General features: G+C 72.2%; 18 protein-coding genes and 1 pseudogene. 12 read left to right on the top strand and 7 right to left on the bottom strand.

The window, feature by feature from the left end; genetic code table 11:
- Positions 1–45: 45 nt before the first annotated feature.
- Genes OG866_RS40365 through OG866_RS40335 form a run of 7 tightly spaced genes read left to right on the top strand, consistent with a single transcriptional unit; the run spans position 46 to position 7,479 of the window.
- Positions 46–519, top strand: a complete 474-nt coding sequence (locus OG866_RS40365; protein ID WP_329342540.1) for a (2Fe-2S)-binding protein — start codon at positions 46–48, stop codon at positions 517–519.
- A complete protein-coding gene (locus OG866_RS40360; RefSeq protein ID WP_329342538.1) occupies positions 516–2,876 on the top strand; it encodes a xanthine dehydrogenase family protein molybdopterin-binding subunit in 2,361 nt (786 codons plus the stop codon). The genes OG866_RS40365 and OG866_RS40360 overlap by 4 nt, the downstream gene beginning before the upstream one ends.
- Positions 2,873–3,727, top strand: a complete 855-nt coding sequence (locus OG866_RS40355; RefSeq protein WP_329342537.1) for an FAD binding domain-containing protein — start codon at positions 2,873–2,875, stop codon at positions 3,725–3,727. The genes OG866_RS40360 and OG866_RS40355 overlap by 4 nt, the downstream gene beginning before the upstream one ends.
- 45 nt (positions 3,728–3,772) lie before the next feature.
- A complete protein-coding gene (locus tag OG866_RS40350) occupies positions 3,773–4,636 on the top strand; it encodes an AAA family ATPase (RefSeq protein ID WP_443063616.1) in 864 nt (287 codons plus the stop codon).
- Entirely contained in the window at positions 4,636–5,772 is a 1,137-nt protein-coding gene (locus OG866_RS40345; RefSeq protein ID WP_329342536.1) for a vWA domain-containing protein, read from the top strand. Before OG866_RS40350 ends, OG866_RS40345 begins: the two co-directional genes overlap by 1 nt.
- Positions 5,765–6,868 (top strand): XdhC family protein, encoded by a 1,104-nt coding sequence (locus OG866_RS40340; RefSeq protein ID WP_329342534.1) that lies wholly within the window; start codon positions 5,765–5,767, stop codon positions 6,866–6,868. Before OG866_RS40345 ends, OG866_RS40340 begins: the two co-directional genes overlap by 8 nt.
- Positions 6,869–6,879: 11 nt before the next feature.
- Positions 6,880–7,479 (top strand): SRPBCC family protein, encoded by a 600-nt coding sequence (locus OG866_RS40335; RefSeq protein ID WP_329342532.1) that lies wholly within the window; start codon positions 6,880–6,882, stop codon positions 7,477–7,479.
- Between the two features lie 20 nt (positions 7,480–7,499).
- Here OG866_RS40335 and OG866_RS40330 read toward each other — a convergent pair whose 3' ends face one another.
- Together OG866_RS40330 and OG866_RS40325 are read right to left on the bottom strand one after the other, a co-directional pair.
- On the bottom strand, positions 7,500–8,420 hold the full coding sequence (locus tag OG866_RS40330; RefSeq protein ID WP_443063615.1) for an aminoglycoside phosphotransferase family protein: 921 nt from the start codon (positions 8,418–8,420) through the stop codon (positions 7,500–7,502).
- 222 nt (positions 8,421–8,642) lie between these two features.
- Positions 8,643–9,143 (bottom strand): metallophosphoesterase family protein, encoded by a 501-nt coding sequence (locus OG866_RS40325; protein WP_329342528.1) that lies wholly within the window; start codon positions 9,141–9,143, stop codon positions 8,643–8,645.
- 158 nt (positions 9,144–9,301) lie between these two features.
- On the opposite strand from OG866_RS40325, the gene OG866_RS40320 reads away from it, so the two are divergent.
- Positions 9,302–11,257 carry a glycosyltransferase family 2 protein gene (locus OG866_RS40320; RefSeq protein ID WP_329342527.1) on the top strand — a complete coding sequence of 652 codons (1,956 nt, stop codon included), beginning with the start codon at positions 9,302–9,304 and terminating at the stop codon, positions 11,255–11,257.
- A gap of 68 nt (positions 11,258–11,325) precedes the next feature.
- On the opposite strand, the gene OG866_RS40315 is transcribed toward OG866_RS40320, so the two are convergent.
- The 4 genes from OG866_RS40315 to OG866_RS40300 form a co-directional block, all read right to left on the bottom strand.
- Positions 11,326–12,144 (bottom strand): class I SAM-dependent methyltransferase, encoded by an 819-nt coding sequence (locus OG866_RS40315; protein WP_329342526.1) that lies wholly within the window; start codon positions 12,142–12,144, stop codon positions 11,326–11,328.
- 42 nt (positions 12,145–12,186) lie between these two features.
- On the bottom strand, positions 12,187–13,161 hold the full coding sequence (rfbB, locus tag OG866_RS40310; protein WP_329342525.1) for a dTDP-glucose 4,6-dehydratase: 975 nt from the start codon (positions 13,159–13,161) through the stop codon (positions 12,187–12,189).
- The gene (locus OG866_RS40305; RefSeq protein WP_329342523.1) at positions 13,158–14,225 is read right to left on the bottom strand and encodes a glucose-1-phosphate thymidylyltransferase; all 1,068 of its coding nucleotides are present in this window, start codon (positions 14,223–14,225) and stop codon (positions 13,158–13,160) included. The genes rfbB and OG866_RS40305 overlap by 4 nt, the downstream gene beginning before the upstream one ends.
- 139 nt (positions 14,226–14,364) lie before the next feature.
- Entirely contained in the window at positions 14,365–16,809 is a 2,445-nt protein-coding gene (locus OG866_RS40300) for a SpoIIE family protein phosphatase (RefSeq protein WP_329342522.1), read from the bottom strand.
- Between the two features lie 207 nt (positions 16,810–17,016).
- Here OG866_RS40300 and lanKC point away from each other — a divergent pair, with 207 nt between their 5' ends.
- From lanKC to OG866_RS40280, 4 genes are all read left to right on the top strand, one after another.
- The gene (gene lanKC, locus OG866_RS40295) at positions 17,017–19,620 is read left to right on the top strand and encodes a class III lanthionine synthetase LanKC (protein WP_329342520.1); all 2,604 of its coding nucleotides are present in this window, start codon (positions 17,017–17,019) and stop codon (positions 19,618–19,620) included.
- A gap of 61 nt (positions 19,621–19,681) precedes the next feature.
- A complete protein-coding gene (locus OG866_RS40290) occupies positions 19,682–19,798 on the top strand; it encodes a SapB/AmfS family lanthipeptide (protein ID WP_329342519.1) in 117 nt (38 codons plus the stop codon).
- Positions 19,799–19,883: 85 nt separating this feature from the next.
- The gene (locus OG866_RS40285; RefSeq protein WP_329342517.1) at positions 19,884–21,587 is read left to right on the top strand and encodes an ABC transporter ATP-binding protein; all 1,704 of its coding nucleotides are present in this window, start codon (positions 19,884–19,886) and stop codon (positions 21,585–21,587) included.
- Positions 21,587–23,431, top strand: a complete 1,845-nt coding sequence (locus OG866_RS40280; RefSeq protein ID WP_443063675.1) for an ATP-binding cassette domain-containing protein — start codon at positions 21,587–21,589, stop codon at positions 23,429–23,431. The genes OG866_RS40285 and OG866_RS40280 overlap by 1 nt, the downstream gene beginning before the upstream one ends.
- Here the strand turns inward: OG866_RS40280 and OG866_RS40275 are convergent.
- Positions 23,354–23,914 (bottom strand): annotated as a pseudogene (locus OG866_RS40275) (LuxR C-terminal-related transcriptional regulator); the annotation flags it as partial. The gene OG866_RS40280 and the pseudogene OG866_RS40275 sit on opposite strands and share 78 nt — an antisense overlap.
- Positions 23,915–24,001 lie beyond the last annotated feature (87 nt).

The following is a 24,001-nucleotide window of genomic DNA, read 5'->3' as shown; positions in this document are numbered from 1 at the left end:
TCCTAGAGTGACGCCCATCACGTCCGGTGTTTCCTGGGAGGGCACATGACCCGTGTCTCGGTGAAGGTGGACGGAACGAACTACGAGGACGAGGTGGAACCCCGTCTCCTCCTGATCCACTATCTGCGTGACCGCCTCGGCCTGACCGGGACACCGATCGGCTGCGACACCTCCAACTGCGGGGCCTGCACGGTCGACCTGGACGGCGAGAGCGTCAAGAGCTGCTCGGTGCTGGCCGTGCAGGCGGACGGCGGCGAAGTGACCACCGTCCAGGGTCTCGCCGGCGAGAACGGTGAGTGGACGGCACTCCAGCGGGCCTTCCACGAGCGGCACGCGCTCCAGTGCGGCTACTGCACCCCGGGGATGATCATGGCCGCCCGGGATCTGCTGCGGGACAACCCGAGCCCCACCTCGGACGAGGTGCGCCACGCCCTTGAGGGGAACCTGTGCCGCTGCACGGGCTACCAGAACATCGTGCGCGCGGTCCTGGCCGCCTCCGGACAGGAGGTCGGCACATGAGCGACACCGTCGAGCCGGAGGTCGGCCGGGCCCGGCCCCGCAAGGAGGACGCCCGGCTCATCACCGGACAGACCAACTGGACCGACAACATCGCCGTCAACGGCCTGCTCCACCTCGCCGTCCTGCGCAGCCCGATGGCCCACGCCCGCATCGACCACGTCGATGTGACCCCCGCCCTCGAACGCCCCGGCGTGGTCGCCGCGTTCAGCGGCGCCGACCTCGCGGAGGGCCTGGGGTCGCTGCCCTGCGCCTGGCCGGTGACCGAGGACATCGTGCTGCCCGACCATCCGCCCATCGCCACCACCGAGGTGCGCTACGCGGGCGACCCGGTCGCGGTCGTGGTGGCCCGCGACCGGTACTCGGCGGCCGACGCCCTGGAGGCGATCGAGGTCGACTACACGCCGCTGCCCCCGGTCCTCGACCTGGAGGCCGCGCTCGCCGAGGGCACTGCCCTGGTCCACTCGGACAAGGGCACCAACCGCTGCTACGACTGGCCGCTGAAGGGCGGCGAGGACTTCGAGGCCGTACGGCAACGCGCCGAGGTGACATTGAAGCGGCGCTACCACCAGCAGCGCCTCATCCCCAACGCGATGGAGCCGCGCGCGGTCGTGGTCACCCCGCTCGCCGCGTCCGGCGAGTACACCCTGTACTCCTCCACCCAGATCCCGCACATCCTGCGGATCATGCTCGCCGTCGTCACCGGGATACCCGAGCACAAACTGCGGGTCATCGCCCCTGATGTCGGAGGCGGCTTCGGCTCCAAGCTCCAGGTCTACGGCGAGGAGGCCATCGCCCTCGCGGTGGCCCGCCGGACCGGCCGGCCGGTGAAGTGGACCGAGTCCCGCAGCGAGGGCTATCTGGCCACCCATCACGGGCGCGGCATGATCCAGGACATCGAGATCTCCGCCAACCGCGACGGCACCCTGCTCGGCCTCAAGGCCGATCTGCTGGTCGACATGGGCGCCTACCTGATGCTCGTCACGCCCGGCATCCCGATCCTGGGCGCGTTCATGTACCCGGGGATCTACAAGATGGGTTCCTACGAGCTCAACGTCACCGGCGTCTTCACGACCAGGACGCCCACCGACGCCTACCGGGGCGCCGGACGCCCGGAGGCGACGTACGCCATAGAACGGATCATGGACGATCTGGCCGCCGAACTCGGCCTGGATCCGGTGGAGTTGCGGCGCCGCAACTGGATCGGGCACGAGGAGTTCCCGTACACGACGGTCGCGGGCCTGACGTACGACAGCGGCAACTACGAGGCCGCGACCGAGAAGGCCCTCGCCCTCTTCGACTACGACAAGCTGCGCGCCGAGCAGGCGGACCGCAACCACCGGGGCGACAGCGTGCGCCTGGGCATCGGGGTGTCGACGTACACGGAGATGTGCGGGCTGGCCCCGAGCCGGGTGCTCCGGGATCTCCGGTACGCGGCCGGCGGCTGGGAGGCGGCGAGCATCCGCATGCTGCCCACCGGCAAGGTCGAGGTGGTCACCGGCACCAGCCCGCACGGGCAGGGCCATGTGACCTGCTGGAGCCAGATCGCCGCCGATGTGCTGGGCGTGCCCTTCGAGGACGTCGAGGTCGTGCACGGCGACACCCGGGCCGCCCCGCAGGGCATGGACACCTACGGCTCGCGGTCGCTCGTCGTGGGTGGTACGGCCGTCCATCACGCGGCCGTGAAGGTGGTGGAGAAGGCCCGGAAGATCGCCGCGCATCTGCTCGAAGCGAGCGAGCGGGACCTGGAGTTCACGGACGGCGTCTTCTCGGTGAAGGGCTCGCCGGACGCCCGCAGGACCATCCAGGAGGTCGCCTTCGAGACCTTCACCTCGCACGACCTGCCCGACGGGCTCGTGCCCACCATCAACGCCGAGCACCTGGTCGACCCCGACAACTTCTCCTACCCGCACGGCACCCACCTGTGCGCGGTCGAGGTCGACACCGAGACCGGGCAGAGCCGCATCAGGTCGTACGTCTGCGTCGACGACGTCGGCCGGGTCGTCAACCCGATGATCGTGGAGGGCCAGGTGCACGGCGGCCTCGCGCAGGGCATCGCGCAGGCGCTGTACGAGGAGGCCGTCTACGACGACCAGGGCAACCTCGTGACCGGGACGATGGCCGACTATCTCGTGCCGTCGGCGGCGGATCTGCCGGAGTTCACGACGGACCGGACGGAGACGCCGGCGACCTCGAACCCCCTGGGAGTCAAGGGAGTTGGCGAGGCGGGCACGATCGCGTCCACACCCGCCGTCGTCAACGCGATCGTGGACGCGCTGCGTCCGCTGGGCGTGCGTGACGTGCGGATGCCCTGTACGCCCGAGCGGGTCTGGCAAGCGGTGAGGGAGGCCTCGCGATGATTCCCCCGGCATTCGAGTACGCCCGCCCGGCCGATGTCGACGAGGCGGTACGCGCGCTCGCCGACGCGGGCGAGGACGCCAAGGTGCTGGCCGGCGGGCAGAGCCTGCTGCCGCTGCTGCGGCTCCGTCTGACCTTCCCCGAACTGGTCGTGGACGTCGGCCGCATCGCCGAGCTGCGTGGGGTGCGTGAGGACGGCGACACCCTTGTCATCGGCGCGATGACCACGCACCACGACGTAATCCGCGACCCGCTGGTCCGCCGCCACGCCGGTCTGCTGGCCGCCGCCACGGCGACCGTCGCCGACCCCGCCGTACGGCATCGCGGCACCCTCGGCGGCTCCCTCGCGCACGCCGACCCGGCCGGCGACCTGCCCGCGGTGGTGCTGGCGCTGGACGGGCAGCTGGTCGTGCAGGGACCGGGCGGGCGACGCACCGTCCCCGCCCGGCAGTTCTTCGTCGACTACCTCCAATCCGCGCTGGAACCGGACGAGTTGCTGGTGGAGGTGCGGCTGCCGAAGACGGACGGCTGGGGCTTCCACTACGAGAAGTTCCACCGGGTCGCCCAGGCCTGGGCCATCGTCGGCGTGGCCGCGCTGGTACGCCGGGACAACGGCCGGATCGCCGAGGCGCGTATCGGGCTCACCAACATGGGCACGACTCCGCTGCGCGCCACCGCCACCGAGGAAGCCCTCACCGGTGCCGGGGACGCGGAGGCGGTGGCGCGGTCCGCGGAGTCGGCGGCGGTGGCCACCCAGCCGTCCCGGGACATCTCGGCCTCGCCTAAGTACCGGGCGCATCTGGCGCGGGTGCTGACCAAGCGTGCGGTGCTGGCCGCCGCCGGGATGGGGTGAGCGGCGATCACGGAGATCGACGGACCGTTCGCCGGCCCGGAACAGGTGCGGGCCCGCCTGGAGGCGACGGGGTATCTCGTCGACGAGGGGCTGGCCGTCGCCTGCTTCCTGGCCCTGCGGCTGGCCCGGCCGCTCTTCTGCGAGGGCGACGCGGGCGTCGGCAAGACCGCGCTCGCCGCCGCCCTCGCCGAGGCGCTCGGCGCCCCGCTGATCCGGCTCCAGTGCCATGAGGGCATCGACGCCTCGCAGGCCCTGTACGACTGGGACTTCCCCCGTCAGCTGCTCCATCTGCGGGCCGCCGAGGCGGCCGGGATCACCGACGCCGACCGCCTGGAGAGCGAGCTGTACGACCGGCGCTTCCTGGTCGCCCGGCCACTGCTGCGGGCGCTGGAGACACAGCCGTCGGTGTTGCTCGTCGACGAGATCGACCGGGCCGACGACGAGTTCGAGGCGTTCCTGCTGGAGCTGCTCTCGGACTACGCGGTGACGGTTCCGGAGCTCGGCACACTGCGGGCCGAGTCCCCGCCCGTGGTCGTGCTGACCTCCAACCGCACGCGTGAGGTGCATGACGCGTTGAAGCGGCGGTGTCTCTATCACTGGTTCGACCATCCCGGCTTCGGACGTGAACTGGCCATCGTGCGGCGGCGGTTGCCGGGAGTGTCGGAGCGGTTGGCTCAGCAGGTGACGGGGCTTGTGCAGGCACTGCGGGGTGAGGACCTGGTCAAGCCGCCCGGGGTCGCGGAGACCATCGACTGGGTGCGGGCGTTGGATGCGCTCGGGGCGAATGAGGTGGATGCGGAGTTGGCTGTGTCCACGTTGGGGTCGGTTCTCAAGTATCGGGAGGATGTGGAGCGGGGGCGGGGGTTGGATTTTGCCGCGTTGCTCAGTGTCTCAACGGAAGTCCAGTGATGGAGTCGTCTGCGGGCCCCGCGCCCCTTGGCGGCGTGGACGCAGCCCTTCTTGGATTTGCTCGGGCTCTTCGCGCGGCGGGGGTGGGCGCTGACGCCGAGCGGGTGCATGCCTTCTTGCGGGCCGTGGATGTGCTGGGGCCCGCGCTGCGGACCGATGTGTATTGGGCCGGGCGGCTGACTCTCTGCGGGGAGTGGGACGATCTGGAGCGGTATGAGCGGGTGTTCGCCACCTACTTCGGCACCGGCGAGCCGACGGCGCGGCCGATGCCCGCCGCTCCCGTCACAAGGCTGCGGATCTTCGCGCGGGATGCCGCTGGGTCTCGTACGACCACCCAACGCGAAGCCGAAGCTCCCCCCGTGGCCGCTCTCGCCGGCTCCGCCGAAGTGTTGCGCCATCGGGACTTCGCCCGGCTCGGTGCCGATGAGAAGGCCCAACTCCATCGGTTGCTGGCTGCGTTCGCGCTGCGCGGCGAGACGCGGCGCAGCGCACGACGGCGGCCCGCCCGGCGGGGCGAAGTCGATCCGCGCCGGACCGTGCGGGAGCTGCTGCGCCGTGGCGGGGAGCCGGCGCGGCTGCCGCGACATGCGCGGGCCGTACGCCCCCGGCGGGTCGTGCTGCTGGTGGACGTCAGTGGGTCCATGGCGCCGTACGCCGACGCGCTGCTGCGGTTCGCCCATGCCGCCGCCAGGGGGCCGCGTACCGAGGTGTTCACCATCGGTACCCGGCTGACGCGGGTGACGCGGGAGCTCTCGCATCGTGATCCGGATCTGGCGATGGCGGCGGTGTCGGCGGCCGTGCCCGACTGGCGGGGCGGTACCCGGCTGGGGGTACTGGTACGTGAGTTCCTTGATCGCTGGGGGCAGCGCGGTCTGGCGCGCGGTGCGGTTGTGGTGCTGCTGTCCGATGGCTGGGAGCGTGGCGATCCGGAGCTGCTGGCGGCGCAGATGCGACGCTTGCGGCGGCTGGCGTACCGGGTGATCTGGGCGAATCCCCGCAAGGCTCGCCCCGGGTACGCGCCCCTGGCGGCCGGGATGGCGGCGGCGCTGCCGAGCGTGGACGCGTTCGTCGAGGGGCACAGCCTGGCCGCTCTGGAGAGCCTGGCGGCGGTCGTGAGAGGAGCGGATCGTGCGTGAGATTCTCCCGGCGCTGAGCGCCTGGTACGCGGCGGGATCGCCGTTCGGGCTGGCTACCGTCGTCGCCGTGAGCCGTAGCGCGCCGCGGGATCCGGGGGCCGCGATGGCGGTCGGGCCGGGTGACGAGGTCGTCGGCAGTGTGTCCGGGGGGTGTGTGGAGGGGGCGGTGTTCGAGCTGGCGCAGGAGGTGGTGGCGAGCGGCGAGGCGCGGTTGGAGACCTTCGGGTACAGCGACGAGGACGCCTTCGCGGTCGGTCTCACCTGCGGCGGCGAGATCACGTTGCTGGTGCGGCCGGTCACCGCGGCGCTGGACCCGTCCTTCGGTGAGGTCGCCGCGTCGGTGGCCGCCGGGCGTCCGGTGACCGTGGCGACGGTGACCGACGGTCCGGCTCCGCGCGGCGCGACCCTCGCCGTGTGGCCGGACCGGGTGTCCGGGACACTCGGCGCGACCGGCCTCGATGTGGCCGTCACCGCCGACGCGCGCGGTGAACTCGCCCTCGGGGCCACTGGGTTGAGGCACTACGGCCCGCACGGTGAGCGGCGCGAGGACGCGGTGAGCGTCTTCCTGCACTCCTTCGCGCCGCCCCCGCGGATGCTGGTCTTCGGCGCCATCGACTACGCCGCCGCGGTCGCCCGGATCGGCGACTTCCTCGGCTACCGGGTCACGGTCTGCGACGCCCGCCCCGTCTTCGCCACCCCCAAGCGCTTCCCGCCGGGCGTGGAGGTCGTCGTGGACTGGCCGCACCGCTACCTCCAGGGCACCGACACCGACGAGCGCACGGTGATCTGCGTCCTCACCCACGACCCCAAGTTCGACGTCCCGCTGCTCCAGGAGGCGCTGCGCCGGCCCGCCGCGTACATCGGCGCGATGGGCAGCCGGCGTACCCACGACGACCGGATGACGCGGCTGGTCGACGGCGGGCTGACCGACCGTGAGCTGTCCCGGCTGCGCTCCCCGGTCGGCCTCGACCTCGGCGCCCGTACCCCCGAGGAGGTGGCCGTCTCCGTCGCCGCGGAGATCGTCGCGTTGCGGTGGGGCGGCACGGGGACGCCGTTGACGGCGACCGGTGGCGCCATCCATCCCCAGGGAACCTGACGGAGGAAGTCATGGAACTGCACCACGAGTTCACCGTGCCCGTCCCGGTCGACGACGCCTGGCGGGCGCTCCTCGACATCGAGCGGGTGGCGCCCTGTATGCCGGGGGCGAGCGTCGAGGACCACGACGGCAAGACCGTGACCGGCTCCGTGAAGGTGAAGGTCGGCCCGATCACGGTGACGTACAAGGGCACGGCCGTCTTCGAGGAGCAGGACGACGCCGCCCACCGCATGGTGCTCATCGCCAGTGGCCGCGAGACCCGGGGCCAGGGCACAGCACGCGCCACCGTTACCGGGAAGCTGGTGGAACAGGACGGCGGCGGTACGGCCGTCTCGGTGCACACCGATCTGACGGTGACCGGGCGGCCCGCGCAGTTCGGGCGCGGGGTGATGGCGGAGGTGGGCGACCGGATCATCGGCCAGTTCGCCGCGTGCCTCGCGGAGCAGCTGGCGGCGGTGCCGGACGGCGTGGCGTCCCCCGCGGAGGACGGGTCGCTCGACCTGCTCCGCGCTGCCGGGGTGCCGGTCGCCCGGCGGCTCGCGCCGGTGATCGTGGCCGTCGTCGTGACGGTGCTGGTCGTGACGCGGCTACGGCGGTGGCGGCGGGGCTGAACCGCAGACCCCGCCGCGCCTCACCCGTACCGTCGGTGGTCGTCGAGGACCTGCTCCAGGTGGTCGAGGGCCGCCGTCACCCGCGCCGGGTCCTGCTGGAAGAACGGGTCGTCGGGTACCGGCAGCGATCCGGCGAGCGCCCAGCCGCGGGCCCGTGCCCAGGTGGCGTCGTCGGCGGCGACCGCCTCTCGGAAGGCGTCGCGGGCCCGCGCGGGCAGGAACATCCACGCCGGTTGCAGATCGACCGCCGGATCGGCGACGGCGAGCGTCCCGAAGTCGATGACGGCGCTCAACCGGCCGTCCCGCATCAGCAGGTTGCCGGTCGCGAGGTCCCCGTGGATCCACACCGGCGGCTTGTGCCAGGCGGGCGCGGCGAGGGCCGCCTCCCACACCTCCGTCACGGCGTCGATGTCGACCATCCCCGTGCCCCGCAGCGCCTCCAGCTTGGGCCGTACCCGTGCCTCGGCGGCCAGCGAGTCCCGCGGGTCGCCCAGGGGGACGCCACGGAAGGCGTTGCTCTGCTCGGGTCCTGGACCGCCGGTCGGGTCGATGTCCTGGAGTGCGGTGACGAACCCGGCGAGGTCGAGGGCGGCCCGCACCGGGTCGGTGAGTCCCTCGGTGGTCGCCGTGTCGCCGTCCAGCCAGCGGTACACGGACCACGGCCAGGGGTAGTCCTCGCCGGGTTCGCCGATCTCCAGCGGCTGGGACACGGCCAGCGGCAGCCGCGGGGCGAGCCGGGGCAGCCAGCGGTGCTCACGGGTCACCTGGCCCGCCCAGTGTGCGTATCGCGGCAGCCGTACGGACAACTCGTCGCCGAGCCGGAAGGTCGCGTTGTCCATGCCGGACTGCGGCACCGGGGCGAGCGGAAGGTGGGCCCATTGCGGGAACTGCGCGGACAGCAGACGGCGTACGAGCGTGGTGTCGATCAGCACGTGCCCCATCTCAGCGGGGCGACGGCGACGGCGTCCAACGAATTAGGGGGTTGAGCCCCGCTCCCAGGGGTAGGCGGCGGCCAACGAAGACAGCGGAGGACGCACACCGTCGCGCACCCTCCGCGGCACACCTATTCATGGAAGGAGGTCCGTGACAGCGCACACTCGCAGCGCCCGGGCCGCTTCCGGACACACGGAGCGGCCCGGATCCCGGTGCGGCGCCGTCGCCGGCTACCGCGGGGGCAGCGGGTGCAGCAGTACGTCGTCCAGGCGGCCGTTGTCGACGGTCGCCGTCATGTACGTGCGGTACGGCTGACGCCGCCGGTCCGTCGGGGAACCGGGGTTGAGCAGCCGCAGCCCGGTCGGGGCGGTGGTGTCCCAGGGGATGTGGCTGTGCCCGAAGACCAGCACGTCGGCCTCGGGGAACCGGGCGACGCAGCGTGTCTCGCGGCCCTGCGCGGGACCGGTCTCATGGACCACCGCGAAGCGCAGGCCGCCGAGTTCGGCGTGCGCGACCTCGGGCAGCCGGGCGCGCAGCGGCGGTCCGTCGTTGTTGCCGTACACGGCGACGAGACGCTTGCTGAGGCGCTCCAGCAGATCGAGGGTGGCGGTGTCCACCCAGTCCCCCGCGTGGAACACCACGTCGGCGCGCGGGAGTTCGGCCAGGAGCGGGGCGGGGAGCTCTTTGGCGCGCTTGGGCAGATGCGTGTCGGACATCAGGAGCAGTCGCACAAGGTCAGACTATCCGCACAAGATCGTCAACCTTGACACGATCGGTATGTGTTCCGAGCGGTGGTCGAAACATCAACTGCCCCGGCGGCGGGTTAGCATCTGGCCACAAGCACCGCACCATGACAGAAACGACAAGCGACCCAAGGGGGACCGAGCTCATGCCGGTCAAGGTCAGCGTCGTCGTCCCCGTGTACAACCCCGGGGTCTACATCGAGGACTGCATCGCGTCTCTGAAGAGGCAGTCGCTGCCTCCCGACGAGTACGAAGTGATCTTCGTCGACGACGGTTCCACCGACTCAACGCCCGGCCGGCTCGATGAGCTCGCTGCCGAGGACCCACGCGTCCGGGTCATCCACCAGGAGAACTCCGGCTGGTCCGGCAAGCCCCGCAACGTCGGGATCGAGGCCGCCCAGGGCGAGTTCGTGATGTTCGTCGACAACGACGACTACCTCGGCGACGAGGCCCTGGAGCGGATGTACGACTACGGCGTGGCCAACGGCGCCGATGTGATCGTGGGCAAGATGGCCGGCAAGGGGCGCCCCGTGCCGGTCGAGCTGTTCCGCCGCAACCGCCCGCACGCCACGGTCGAGAACGCGCCGCTGATCGACAGCCTCACCCCGCACAAGATGTTCCGCCGGGCCTTCCTGGACGACATCGGCCTGCGCTTCCCGGAGGGCAGGCGGCGTCTTGAGGACCATGTCTTCATCGCCGAGGCGTATCTGCGCGCGGACAACGTCTCCGTGCTCAGCGACTACGTCTGCTACTACCACGTACGCCGGGACGACGCCTCCAACGCCGGCTTCCAGCAGTTCGAGCCGGCCGGTTACTTCAAGAACCTGCGCGAGGCCCTCGACGTCGTCGAGACGTACACGAAGCCGGGCGATCTGCGCGACCGGCTCTTCCGGCGCTGGCTGCGCAACGAGATGGTCGAGCGGATGCGCGGCAGGCGGCTGCTCGGGCTCCCCGACGACTACCGGCGGGCGCTGTTCGCGGAGATCCACTCGACCGTCGTGGACCGTTTCGGCCCCGGTGTCGCCGCCGGACTCCCGCCCGCCCAGCGGGTGGTGGCCGCGCTGATCACCGCGGACCGGCTCGACGACATCATGGCGTTCGCCGAGTGGGAGGCCGGGATCGCCCTCAAGGCCGTTCCGGAGGGCGTCGAGTGGCAGGACGGGGTGCTGGAGGTGTCGCTGAGCGCCGAGTTCACCTCGGGCGGCGAGCCGATGCGGTTCCCCGCGCAGGGCGCCTTGGCGAAGGACGCTCCGCCGCTGGACGCCGCCGAGGCGATCGCCTGGGTGTGCGCCGACTCCGTCGCCCGTTTCGACCAGGCCGCGGGCGACCTGCTGCTGCGTGAACGGGCCAGCTCCGCCCAGCACTTCCAGCCCGTGCGGGTCGTCCGGGAGAAGGTGGCCGACCAGGGCGGCGACCGGGTGCGTCTCGTGCTGCGGGCGTCGGCCTCCGTCGACCCCGCGACGGCGGCGGGCGGGACGGCGCCGGACGACGGTCTGTGGGACGCCTTCGTGCGGGTCCGGCTGGGCGGCTGGACCAAGGAGTGCCGGCTCGGTCCGGCCCCGGCCGAGGAGCGGCCCACGCCGCAGGCCGGGGTGGCGGGCGGGCGTGTGGTCCTGCCGTACTGGACCCATCCGCACGGCAATCTCGCCCTCGACGTGGACCGGGCGACCAAGCGGCTCGGTCTTGACCGGGTCACGCCGGGCACCGTCGCGGTCGACGGGCCCCGGATCAGCGCGGCCGTGCCGTTCCAGGTGGCCGGGGAGACCAAGGTGGTGCTGCGCCTCGGCGCGGCCGAGATCGTCGATGTGCCGGGCACCCTCTCCCCCGCCGAGGACGAGAGCCTGGGGTCGGTGCTGGAAGCCGATCTGCCGCTGGCCGAGCTGAGCGGCGCGCGATGGCGGGTCGCGCTGAGTCCGGTGCCGAACGCGCCCGAGCCGCGTTTCCTCGTGCTGCCGCTCGCCCTGCGTGTCTCCGGCGAGAGCGTCCGCCCGGTGGCCGCGCCCGGCCACGGCACCGCGCAGCGGCTGGCGCGCAAGGTCCGGCGCACCCTCGGCAGAGTGCTGCGCGGGGCGGCGCACCGCGTCAGGAACCGCGGCCGGTAGACGTTGGAGCGAGCGCGGCCCCCGTGAGGTTCACGGGGGCCGCGCTCGGTTGTTCTCCCGGACCGGGATCACTTCTTGGCGTAACGCGCCTTCAGGGCACTGCGCTTGTTGGTGCCCTCGGCGTTCTTGCCCTTCTCGATGATCACGAGGTTGTGGTAGAAGTGCACGCCCACGATGTTGAGGTCCGTGTAGCTGGGCTGGTAGTGCTCGTCCACGAACTCCTCGTAGTTCAGCCCGTCGGTCAGCCGCTTGAGCATCGCCATGCTGGTGTTCGGGTCGTCGAGGTCCTCGCTGCCCATCCACTCCGGCCAGTACGACGACTGCGTGTCCTCGACGACGTAGATGCCGCCGTCCTTGAGGCGCGGGAAGAGCGTGGCGAACGTGGTGAGCACGTGCGGGGGACGGTGGCTGCCGTCGTCGATGATGACGTCCAGGTCACCGATCTTGTCGGCGACGGCGTTCAGGGACGAGGGGTCGGACTGGTCGCCGATGAACGTCGTGATGCGGTCCTCGTCGACATGGGACTTGTCCTGGATGTCCATGCCGAAGATCTGCGCCTTCGGGAAGAACGCCTTCCACATGCGCAGCGAGGCGCCACCCTGACCGGGCCGGTTGTAGCCGCCGATCCCGATCTCCAGCAGGTTGAACTCCTCGTTCTTCAGGTGCTGGAGATGCCGCTGGTAGTGCTGGGTGTAGCGGTGGGTTCCCCACTTGTCCGTCTTGAAGTGCACGGCGAGTTTGTTGAGATCGTGGGAGATGGCGGCGAGCCCGGTGGGCTTCTTCTTGACCGGCTGCGGGGGCTGGCCGGACATACGTCGCTTCAACTGGCGCACCACACGCACGTTCTTCTCACCCAACACGTTCTTCACAGTTGTTCTGATCGACATGGTTCGACGGGGTCCTTTCGAAGATGAACGGTCGGACAGTTCTCAGTGCGGGGTGGTGCGTCGCTTGAGCGGCTCCCACCAGGTGCGGTGGGCCCGGTACCAGGCGACGGTGTCGGCGAGACCGGTCACGAAGTCGTGCCGGGGCTCGTAGCCGAGTTCGGTGCGGATCTTCGTCCAGTCGACGGAGTAACGCAGGTCGTGGCCCTTGCGGTCCTCGACGTACTCGACCCTGTCCCAGCCCGCGCCGCACGCTTCGAGGAGCAGGCCGGTCAGTTCCTTGTTGCTGAGCTCGGTGCCGCCGCCGATGTTGTACACCTCGCCGGGCCGGCCGCCGGTGCGGACGAGGTCGACGCCCTGGCAGTGGTCGTCCACGTGCAGCCAGTCGCGGACGTTGCGGCCGTCGCCGTACAGCGGGACGTTCCTGCCGTCGAGGAGGTGGGTGACGAAGAGCGGGATCACCTTCTCCGGGAACTGGTGCGGCCCGTAGTTGTTGGAACAGCGGGTGACACGGACGTCCAGGCCGTGGGTGCGGTGGTAGGCGAGGGCGAGCAGGTCGGAGGAGGCCTTGGAGGCGGAGTAGGGCGAGTTGGGCGCGAGCGGGTGGGTCTCGGGCCAGGAGCCCTCGTCGATGGAGCCGTAGACCTCGTCGGTGGAGACGTGCACGAACGGTCCGGTGCCGTGCCGGAGGGCGGCGTCCAGCAGGGTCTGGGTGCCGACCACGTTGGTGAGCACGAAGTCACCGGCCCCGGTGATCGACCGGTCGACATGGGACTCGGCGGCGAAGTGCACGACCTGGTCCGCGTCGGCCATCAGCTCGTCGACCAGCTCCGCGTCCCGGATGTCGCCCTGCACGAACTCCAGCCGGGGGTGGTCGAGTTCGAGGTTGTCCAGGGTGCCGGCGTAGGTCAGCTTGTCCAGCACGGTGATCCGCGACGCGTCCGAGGACTCCGAGGCGAGGAGCCCGCGCACGTACCGGGAGCCGATGAAGCCGGCGGCGCCGGTGACGAGAAGCTTCATGAACGGATCTGCACCTTGCTGTGGTCTCCGAGCACCAGACGGTGGGCGGCGGGCATACCGGTCGTCGGGGTCACCTCTGCATGACGGCCGATGAGGGAGGACTCTATACGTCCCACGCCCCGGATCGAGGAGTCCCTCAGGACGATCGAGAACTCCAACTCGCTGTCGGTGATGCGGCAGTTCTCGGCGAGGGAGGTGAAGGGGCCGATGTAGGAGTCCTCGACGACGGTGCCGGAGCCGATGATCACGGGTCCGACGATGCGGGAGTTGACGATCCGCGCGCCCTCTTCCAGGACCACCCGGCCGACGAGCTCGGAGCCCTCGTCCACCTCGCCGTCGAGACGGTGCTCGACGGTCTCCAGGACGGTGCGGTTGACCTCCAGCATGTCCGTGACGTTCCCGGTGTCCTTCCAGTAGCCCTTGATCTCCGTGGAGCGGACGTCGGCGCGTTCGTCGATCAGGTGCTGGATGGCGTGGGTGATCTCCAGTTCACCGCGCCAGGAGGGCGTGATGGCGCGGACCGCGTCGTGGATGACGGGCGTGAACAGGTAGACGCCGACCAGGGCGAAGTCGCTCTTCGGGGTCTCGGGTTTCTCCTCCAGGCCGATCACCTGGCCTTCGGCGTCGAGTTCGGCGACGCCGAAGGCGCGCGGGTCGGGGACCTGGGTGAGGAGGATCTGCGCGTCGGGGCGGTGGGTGCGGAACTCGTCGACGAGGGCCGCGATACCGCCGACGATGAAGTTGTCGCCGAGGTACATCACGAAGTCGTCGTCGCCGAGGAACTCCCGGGCGATCAGCACCGCGTGGGCGAGCCCGAGGGGACGCTCCTGGGGGATGTAGGTGACCTCCAGGCCGAACTTGGAGCCGTCGCCGACCGCTTCCTCGATCTCGGCGGCGGTGTCCCCGACGATCACGCCGACTTCGGTGATCCCGGCGTCGGCGATGGACTCCAGGCCGTAGAACAGCACGGGCTTGTTGGCCACGGGAACGAGTTGTTTGGCCGAGGTGTGGGTGATCGGCCGCAGGCGGGTACCGGCACCACCAGAGAGGACAAGAGCCTTCATTTGGTTCACCTTAGACCCGTTCACCCGTTACCGACCGTGCGCGGTGTGGCTTGCATGCTACGAAAGGCCGAGGTGGCGCGGGGTGGATTCGATCAACTGGCGTCGTACGCGATCAGTTCACGGTGCACTCGTACGAGTGTCACAGCGTCACCTCGCTCCACACCTGCTTGCCGCCGCTGACCGGCAGGCTCCCCCAGGCCGCCGACATGGCCTCGACCAGCAGGATGCCGCGTCCGCCCGTGGCCTCCCAGCCGATGCTGGTCGGCTTGACCGGGGTGCGGGGCGAGGAGTCGGCGACGGCGACGCGCAGCCGGTGGTTGACGAGGGTGAGGTCGAGGCGGACCCGGCCGTCGGTGTGCACGAGGGCGTTGGTGACGAGTTCGGAGACGATGAGCAGGACGGCGTCCTGGGCGTCGTCGGTGACGTTCCAGGAGCGCAGGGTGCGCCGGGTGAAGCGGCGGGCGTGGCCGACGGCCTGCGGGACCCGCCACACCGTCCAGCTCTCGCGCAGCGGATGCGAGGCCATCCCGTCGTAGCGGACCAGGAGCAGGGCGACGTCGTCGCTGCGGCGGGCGTTGCCGAGCAGGGCGTCGGCGACCAGGCCGAGGTGGGTGGGGTCGGAGACGGACAGCTCGTGGGCGAAGCGGTCCATGCCCTCGTCGATGTCGGACTCGGTGGACTCCACCAGCCCGTCGGTGGTCAGGGCGATCAGGGTGCCGGGCCGCAGCCGCAGCGGGGTCATCGGGAAGTCCGCCTGGGCGACGACCCCGAGCGGCGGGCCGCCCTCGGCCTCGGCGATCTCGGTCGTGCCGTCCGGGTGCCGCAGCACCGCCGGGAGGTGGCCGGCCCGGACGCACCAGGCGGAGCCCTCCTCCATGTCGAGGTCGACATAGGCGCAGGTGGCGAAGAGGTCGGTCTCCATGTCCATCAGGAGCCGGTTGGCGCGGGAGACGACGACGTCCGGCGGGTGGCCCTCGACGGCGTAGGCGCGCAGCGCGGTGCGCATCTGGCCCATGAGGGTGGCGGCGGCGGCGCTGTGGCCCTGGACGTCGCCGATGACGAGGGCGACGTGGTTGTCGGGCAGCGGGATCACGTCGTACCAGTCGCCGCCGAGTTCCAGGCCCGCCGTGCTCGGCAGATAGCGGGCGACGGCGATCGCGCCGGGGAGTTTGGGCAGCCGGCGGGGCAGCAGCTGGCGCTGGAGCATACCTACGAGTTCGTGTTCGGCGTCGAAGGCGTGGGCGCGCATCAGGGCCTGTCCGGCGAGGCCGGCGGAGGCGGTGAGCAGGGCGCGTTCGTCGGGGCCGAAGTCGTGCGGGGTGTCCCAGCCGATGAGGCAGGCGCCGGCCATGCGTCCGGCGGCGGGCAGCGGCAGGACGGCGAGGCCGCCGGGGCCCACCTCGGCGAGGGCGGGCTCCAGGGCGGTGCCGGCGGGCCAGATCTGGGCGCGGCCCTCGCTGAGGGCGGTGGCGAGGGTGGGCATGGCCCGCACGGGGGCGTCGGGCCATTCGGTGCGCCACTCCATCCGCCACAGCTCGGGCCAGGACTCGGGGTCGGGCGGGTCGAGGACGGTGACGACGAGCCGGTCGTTCTCCAGTTCGGCCAGGGCGATCCGGTCGGCCCGCAGCGGCTTGCGCAGGGCGGAGACGACGGCCTGGCTGACGTCGCGGACGGTGCCCGCGGTGGCGAGGGCCGCGGCCAGCCGCTGGACGCGGGCCACGTCGGTGACGTCGGAGCGCAGGGTGGAGGCGTCGGCGACGGTGCCGACCAGGCGGGCGGGGTGGCCCTCGCCGCCGGGCAGCAGCCGGCCGCGCAGTCTGAGCCACTTGGGTGGTCCGGTGGGCTGGAGGGCCCGGAACTCCAGCTCGCGGTCGCCCAGGGACATGTGGTCCGCCTCGGTGACGGACATCAGGGAGGGCAGGTCCTCGGGCACGGTCAGCGCCAGCAGGGTCTCCACCCGGCCGTCGAAGTCGTCCCGCCCCAGCGCGAACAGGTCGAGGATGTCGTCGCCGACCTCGACGCGCCCGGTGTCCATGGCGAGGCTGAACGCGCCGGCGAGCAGTTCCCCGCCCTCGGCGGCCTCGGCGGCCGGGACGGGGCACACCACGGCGTCGGCGAGCAGCTCCAGGCATTTGCGGTCGTCGGTGTCGAAGCCGTCGAGGCCCTCGCTCACGGCGACGAGACAGCCGCCGCCCCCGTCGCCGTGGGCGGGCAGGGCCGCCAGATGGAAGTCCCGGTACGGCACGCGCCGCGCCTCGGCGGACTCGGCGAGGTCCCGTGGGCCGAGCCAGGCCGCCCGTCCGGTGCGGTGCACGTCGGCCACCGGGGATCCGCCGGCCCTGGGATAGCCGTCCCGCAGCCCGTACAGGGTGCGCGGTACGCCGACGCCCTCCACGAGGCAGAGCAGCTCGCCGTCGTCGCTGGGGGCGTACACGGCGGCGAAGGACGCCCTGGCGAAGACGAGCACCTGTTCGAGGACGCTCCGTAGTCGTTCGGGTGCGCCGGGACCGGCTGTGAGCGCTTTGAGGGCAATTTCGGCACGCAGCGTTCTCGTTCTGCGTCCCGCAGCTCCCTCACTGACCACGTCCGCCATTACAGCGCTTATGCGGCACCTGCGCAGCCCCTGTGACCGTTCCGTGGAGTCTCCGCGGGGCCGGTGCGGGGGTGAGGCTCGAAAGTCGCCGAACAAGTCTTTACGCATGCGTTCCGCACGGTGATCTCGTGACAGCGGCGACTGTCCGCGCCCCGTGCCGCCGCTGGAAGCTCGTTGCCGGGCCAAGGAAGGGGAGGCATGGACAAGCGGTACGAGGTGTACGCGCTCGCCGACCGGCACTTCTACGACACGCCGGACCGGCTGTCCGCGGGAGCGCGGCAGGCCACGCCCCTGTACGAGGTGGCGCGGCGCGAGGTGCCGGAGGGCTGGGACGCGACGCGGATCGGCGACTGGCTGACGTTGACGCCGCTGGGGGCGGACGGCAAGCGGGTGACCGGTCCGGCGCAGGGCTGGAAGGTCCATGCCTCGGCCACTCGGGCGAACGCGGAGCGGATCGCGGCGATCGTGTGGGACTACTGCGTGCCGCGGCGCATCCCGTTCAAGTTCGTGCCGGGGCCGTATCTGCTGCATCTGCGCAACACCAAGTACGCGGCCCGCGACAGCAGCGGCAAGTTCGTCACCCTCTACCCGGCCGACGAGGAGCAGCTGCATGTGGTGCTGCGCGAGCTGGGGGAGCTCCTTGAGGGGTTCGAGGGGCCGTACATCCTGACCGATCTGCGCTGGGGCGAGGGACCGCTGTACGTCCGCTACGGGGCGTTCGCACGCCAGTTCGTTGTCGACGAGCGGGGCTCGCTGGTGCCGGCGGTGCGGGACGGCGAGGGAACCCTGGTGCCGGACCGCAGGGCGCCGTCCTTCCAGGTCCCCGAGTGGGTGACGCTCCCGGCGTTCCTGGCCCCGCATCTGGCGGCGCGGAACACCACGACGGTGGGCGAGCTGCCGTACCGGATCGAGAAGGCACTGCACTTCTCCAACGGCGGCGGGGTCTACTCGGGCACCGACACCCGCGACGGCAGCAGAGTCGTCCTCAAGGAGGGCCGGCCGCACGCGGGCCTGGCCGCCGACGGGGCGGACGCGATCGCCCGCCTGGAGCGGGAGAAGGACGCCCTTGAGCAGGTGGCGGGGACGGGTGTGGTGCCGCGGGTGCGGGACTGGTTCACGCTCGGCGACCACCGGTTCCTGGTCATGGACTTCCTGGAGGGGCGTCCGCTGAACGCGTTCTTCGCCGAGCGCCACCCACTGCTCACCCCCGACCCCGATCCGAAGGCCGTGGCCGACTACACGGCGTGGGCGCTGCGCGTGTACGACGGTGTCGAGCGGGCGGTGGAGGCGATCCACGCGCGCGGCATCGTCTTCAACGACCTGCATGTCTTCAACATCATGATCGGACCCGACGAGGAGTCGGTGTCCCTGCTCGACTTCGAGGCGGCGGCGCCGGTCGACGAACAGGGCCGCCAGGTGGTCGCGCACCCCGGCTTCTTCGCGCCGCCGGACCGCACGGGCGTCGACGTCGACCGGTACGCGCTGGCCTGTCTGCGGATCGCCCTGTTCCTGCCGGTCACCACGCTGTTCGTGGTCGACCGCGGCAAGGCGGCCCATCTTGCGGAGGTGATCCTGCGTCAGTTCCCGGACGTGCCGAAGGAGTTCCTGGACGACGCGGTCGCGGAGATCACCCGGGACACCGGGACGACATCACCGGTCCCCGCACTCGTGAAGCCCTTCGTGGAACCCGCCGACTGGCCCCACAGCCGTGACTCCATGGTCAAGGCCCTCCTCGCCTCGGCCACCCCGGAACGCGACGACCGGCTCTTCCCGGGCGACATCACCCAGTTCAACGACGGCGGCGGCCTCGGCCTCGCCCACGGCGCGGCCGGGGTCCTGTACGCGCTGGACGCGGTCGGCGCCGAGCGGTACGAGGAGGGCGAGCGCTGGCTGCTGGCCCGTACCGCTCCCCCGCCGACGGGCACCCCGCTCGGGCTGTACGACGGGCTCGCGGGCGTCGCCCATGTCCTGGACCGGCTCGGTCATCGGCAGCGCGCCCTCGACCTGGTCGGCTCGATCCTCGCCGAGCGCTGGCAGAACCTCTCCTCCGACCTGCACGGCGGCCTGGCCGGCCTCGGCCTGGTCCTCGCCGAACTCGCCCGCACGAGCGGTGAGTCGCAGCTGCGGGACCGTGCCGCCGAGGCCGCCGACATCCTCGTACGACGTCTTGAGGAGCCCCTTCCGGACAGCCCCCGGCGGCGCCGGGCCGGGCTGATGCGCGGGGCGAGCGGGCCCGCGCTGTTCCTGCTGCGGGAGTACGAACGGACCGGTGAGGAACGGTTGTTGAAGGCGGCCGGGACCGCCCTCCAGCGGGACCTCGACTCCTGTGTGACGCACCCGAACGGCTCGCTGGAGGTCGACGAGGGCTGGCGGACGCTGCCCTACCTCGGCGAGGGCAGCGCGGGCGTCGGGATGGTCCTGGACGACTATCTCGCCCACACCGGCGGCGAGTTGGCGGACGTCCGGGCCGGCATCCTCACCGCCGCCACCTTCCGCTTCTACGTACAGCCGGGCCTCTTCCAGGGCCGGGCCGGGCTGATCCTGCACCTCGCCCGCACGTCCACGCCCGGCGCCCGGGCCCGGCTCGCCGAGCAGATCGACGGACTCGGCTGGTTCTCCATGTCCTACCAGGGCCAACTGGCCTTCCCCGGACACCAGATGATGCGGCTGTCGATGGACCTGGGCACCGGCACGGCCGGTTGCCTGCTCGCGCTCGGCGCGGCCCTCGACGCCGGGGCGGACACCCATCTGCCCTTCCTCCCGCCGCTCCGGCGGCCCCCACAGCGCGGTTCCGTGAACTGACGGAATCGTGATCCGACCCCGTCCCCACAGGTGACGGCAACCCCGAAGAGAGGAAACCGACATGGCACTTCTCGACCTTCAGACCATGGAGTCCGACGAGACGACGGGTGGCGGCGGCGTCAGCAGCCTCAGCCTGCTCTCCTGTGTCAGCGCCGCGAGCATCACGCTCTGTCTCTGACGCACCTCGTGCCTCCAAGGCTCCGGGCGGCCCGCTCCCGAGAGGGAAGGGCCGCCCGGGGTCCCGCACGTACGGAGAGGGCCCCATGACGACCGCACCGGCAGCGCGTACGACCACGACGGTGTTCGGGCCCCTGGGTCCGGCCCCCGCCCGGTGTCTGGCCCTGTGCCTGGTGAGCACGGCCGCCACCGGCGCCGGGCTGCTGCTGCCCGCCGCGCTGGGCCGCGCCCTCGACCTGCTGCTGGCCGGAGCCCCGGCGACCCGCTGGGTGGCGTACTGCGCCGCGCTCGTCCTGCTGCTCGCCCTGCTCGACGCGGCCGAGACCGTGCTCGGCGGCACCCTCGACGCCCGCACCACCTCCTGGCTGCGCAGGCGCCTGACCGGCCATGTCCTGGCCGTCGGCCCGCGCGCCACCGAACGCTTCGGGCCCGGCGACCTCGTCGCCCGCCTCGTCGGCAACGCCGCGCAGGCCGGCACCGCGCCCACCGCCCGCGCCGCCCTGCTGGCCGCCCTCGCCGGACCGGTCGGCGCACTCGTGGCCCTCGCCCTCATCGATCCGTGGCTCGCGGCCGTCCTGCTGGCCGGGGCGCCCGTGCTGGCGCTGCTGCTGCGCGCCTTCGCCCGCGACACCCGGGAGTGCGTCGCCCACTACCAACAGGAGCAGGGGCGCATCGCGGCGGCGCTCTCCGAGGCCGTCGGCGGTCACCGCACCATCCAGGCGGCCGGTACCGCACAGCGGGAAGCCGCGCGCGTCCTGCGGCCGTTGCCCGAGCTGTCCCGGGCCGGGCACCGCATGTGGCGGGTGCAGGGGCGGGCCGCCGGCCAGTCCGTCGCCGTGGCCCCGCTGCTCCAGCTCGGTGTCGTCGCCGTCGCCGGGCTGCTGCTCGCCCACCACCGGGTCACCGTCGGCGAGGTCCTCGCGGCCTCGCGGTACGCGGTGCTGGCCGGCGGCGTCGGCATGCTGGTGGGGCAGCTCGCGAGCCTCGCCCGCGCCCGCGCGGCCACCGGACGTCTCACCGAGGTGCTGGCCGAATCCGCCCAGGCCTACGGAGACCGGCGACTACCGCCCGGCCCCGGCCGGCTGGAACTGCGCGGGGTGACGGCCCGTCGCGGCGGACGGGTGGTCCTCGACGACATCGACCTCGTCGTGCCCGGCGGGACGACCCTCGCCGTGGTCGGCCGGTCCGGCGCCGGAAAGTCACTGCTGGCCGCGCTCGCCGGACGACTCGTCGACCCGGACGCCGGGGAGGTCCTCCTGGACGGCGTCCCCCTCAGAGAGTTGACCCATGACGAGCTGCGCGGGGCGATCGGGCACGCCTTCGACCGGCCCGCGCTGCTGGGCGGCACCCTGGAGGAGGAGATCGGCCTCGGGCCCGCGCCCCTGTCCCCCGCGCGCGTGCGTGAAGCGGCCCGCACCGCGCACGCGGACGACTTCGTCAACCGGCTGCCCGCCGGGTACGCCACGCTCTGCTCCGACGCCCCGCGCTCCGGCGGCGAGGCCCAACGCCTCGGTCTGGCCCGGGCGTTCGCCCACGGCGGCCGGCTTCTCGTCCTCGACGACGCCCTCTCCAGCCTCGACACCGTGACGGAGGCCCAGATCACCGCGTCCCTGGTCGGCTCCGGCGCGGACGGCACCCGGCTGCTGGTCGCCCACCGGGCCGCGACCGCGGCCCGGGCGGACGCGGTGGCGTGGCTGGACGGGGGCCGGGTGCGGGCGGTGGGCCCGCACGCGAGGTTGTGGCAACTGCCGGACTACCGCGCGGTGTTCACGGACGGGGAACAGCCGTGATCACCCGTCGAGGGCTGCGCTTCCTCCGGGACCGGTGGCGGGTCGTGGTACGGCTGGCCGCCTGGTCGGTGCTGGAGACCGGGCAGACGTTCCTCACCGGCTACGCCCCCGCCCGCGCCCTGGACGACGGGTTCCTGGCGGGACGGGCGAGCGTCGGACTGGCCTGGCTCGGCGTCGCCGGACTCGGGGTACTGGTCGGGGCGTTCGGCACGGCCCGGGTCTACACCGCGGTGGCCGAACTGGTCGAACCGCTCAGGGACGGCCTGGTGACCCGGGTCGTGACGCACGGCGTACGGGAGGGCGACCCCAAGGCGCTGTCCGGGCTCACCCAGCAGACCGAGATCGCCCGGGACACGTTCGCGGGGCTCGTCACGGTGTCGCGCTCGTTCGTGTTCACCACGGCCGGAGCGCTGATCGGCCTGTTCTCGCTCGCCCCGCCCCTCCTGCTGGTCGTCGGGCTCCCGCTGCTCGCCGGAGTGGCCCTCTTCCTGACCACGCTGCGTCCGCTGGCCCGCCGGCAGGAGGCCTTCCTCGTCGCCGACGAGGCGCTCGCCGCACGCTACGGCGCCGTCTGCCCGGGCCTGCGGGACATCACCGCGGCCGGGGCGGAGGAACAGGTCGCCGCCGACACCGGGCACCACATCGACGCCGAGCGGCGGGCCGCGACCTCGCTGGCCCGCTGGGGCGTCCTGCGGGTGGCCGCGCTGACCATCGGCGGCGAACTCCCCATCGTGCTCCTGCTGTTGGCCGCCCCCTGGCTCCTCGACCATGACGTCACCCCGGGCGCCCTGGTCGGCGCGCTCTCCTACGTCACCCAGTCGCTGCTGCCCGCCCTGCGCAACCTCGTCCACGGCCTGGGCACCAGCGGCTCACGGCTGGCGGTGGTGCTGCGCCGGCTGCTCCACGAGGACGGGCCGGCGTCCGCCACCCCGACCGGCCGGCTGCACCGCCCCGCCGAGGATCCGCCCGGCATCCCCGCCCTCACCCTCAGGTCCGTCACCTTCGCCTACGGCCCCGCCGCGGCCCCCGTCGTCGACGGCCTCGACCTCGAACTGCGGCCCGGCGCCCATCTCGCCGTCGTCGGCCCGAGCGGCATCGGCAAGTCCACGCTCACCGCACTCGTCGCCGGCGTGCTGGAGCCCGGGAGTGGCGTGATCCGGGTGTGCGGGTACCCGGTGCCCGGGGCGCAGGCCGCGGCCCGCCGGGTCCTGGTCCCGCAGGAGGCCTACGTCCACTCCGGCACCCTCGCCGAGAACCTCGGGCTGCTGCGGCCCGACCCGGTGCCCGAGGCGGAACTGCTCGCGGCGGCCGAGGCGGTGGGGCTGCTGCCGCTGCTGGAGACGCTCGGCGGACCCGCCGCCACGGTCGACCCGGCGGCGCTCTCCGCGGGCGAGCGGCAGCTGATCGCCCTCACCCGGGCCCATCTCTCGTACGCTCCACTCGTCCTCCTGGACGAGGCGACCTGCCATCTGGACCCGCGCGCCGAGGAACGCGCGGAGCGGGCCTTCGCGGAGCGGCCCGGGGGCACGCTGGTGGTCGTCGCGCATCGGATCAGCTCGGCGCGACGGGCCGACCGGATCCTGGTCATGGACGGGCGGGCGACGGCGTACGGCACGCACGACGAGCTGATGCGCCGCTCCGCGCTCTACCGCGACCTGGTCGGCAGCTGGTCGCCGGTGCTGTCACAGCCAGCCCTCTCCCTGGGAGATCCGGATCGCGTCGATGCGGTTGCGGGCGCCGGTCTTGCGGGTGATGGCCGCCATGTAGTTGCGCACCGTCCCGTGGGACAGGTGCAGGCTTCCGGCGATCTCGGCGACGGAGGCCCCCTCGGCGGCCAGGGATAACACGCTCAGCTCGCGACGGGTCAGCGGCATCTCGGCGGCCTTGAGGAAACCGAAGCCGAGCGAGTCGTCGACGAAACGTTTTCCTTCAGCGACGCGGCGGATGCCGTGGACCAGGCGTTCCGGCGCGCCCTCCTTGTCGACGTAGCCGAGCGCCCCCGCCTCCACGGCCCGTTTCAGCAGGCCGGGGCGGTTTGCGCTGGCGAGAACGAGGAGCCGTGGCGAGGGCCCCCCGGCCGCTCGGGCGTCGAGCTCACCGAGCGGCGGGATGCCGTAGCTGTCCGAGCACTCCAGGTCGGCCGCGCAGACGTCCGGCCGCAGGGTTCGCAGCCGGCCCGGTGCGTTGCGCCAGGGGGCGTCGTACACCCCCAGGTCCGGTTCCCTGCGTAACCACTCCGCCAGGACCGACCTGACCAGACACTCGTCGTGCACCAGAAGAACCCGGATCACTGCCCGTCCCCTCGCGTTGCCGTTCGCCGGTTCCATGGGTGAGAAGCGACTGCCCCATTGTTCGCGTCCCGCACCTCCCCCGGGCGCGAAGAACCGGCCATCAGGGTGCGCGGGGGCGCACTG

The organism is Streptomyces sp. NBC_00663 (assembly GCF_036226885.1).
In the GTDB taxonomy this organism is placed as follows: Bacteria; Actinomycetota; Actinomycetes; order Streptomycetales; family Streptomycetaceae; genus Streptomyces.
The sequence above is the reverse complement of the archived record's forward strand: the minus strand, read 5'-3'. Positions and strand labels throughout refer to the sequence as shown.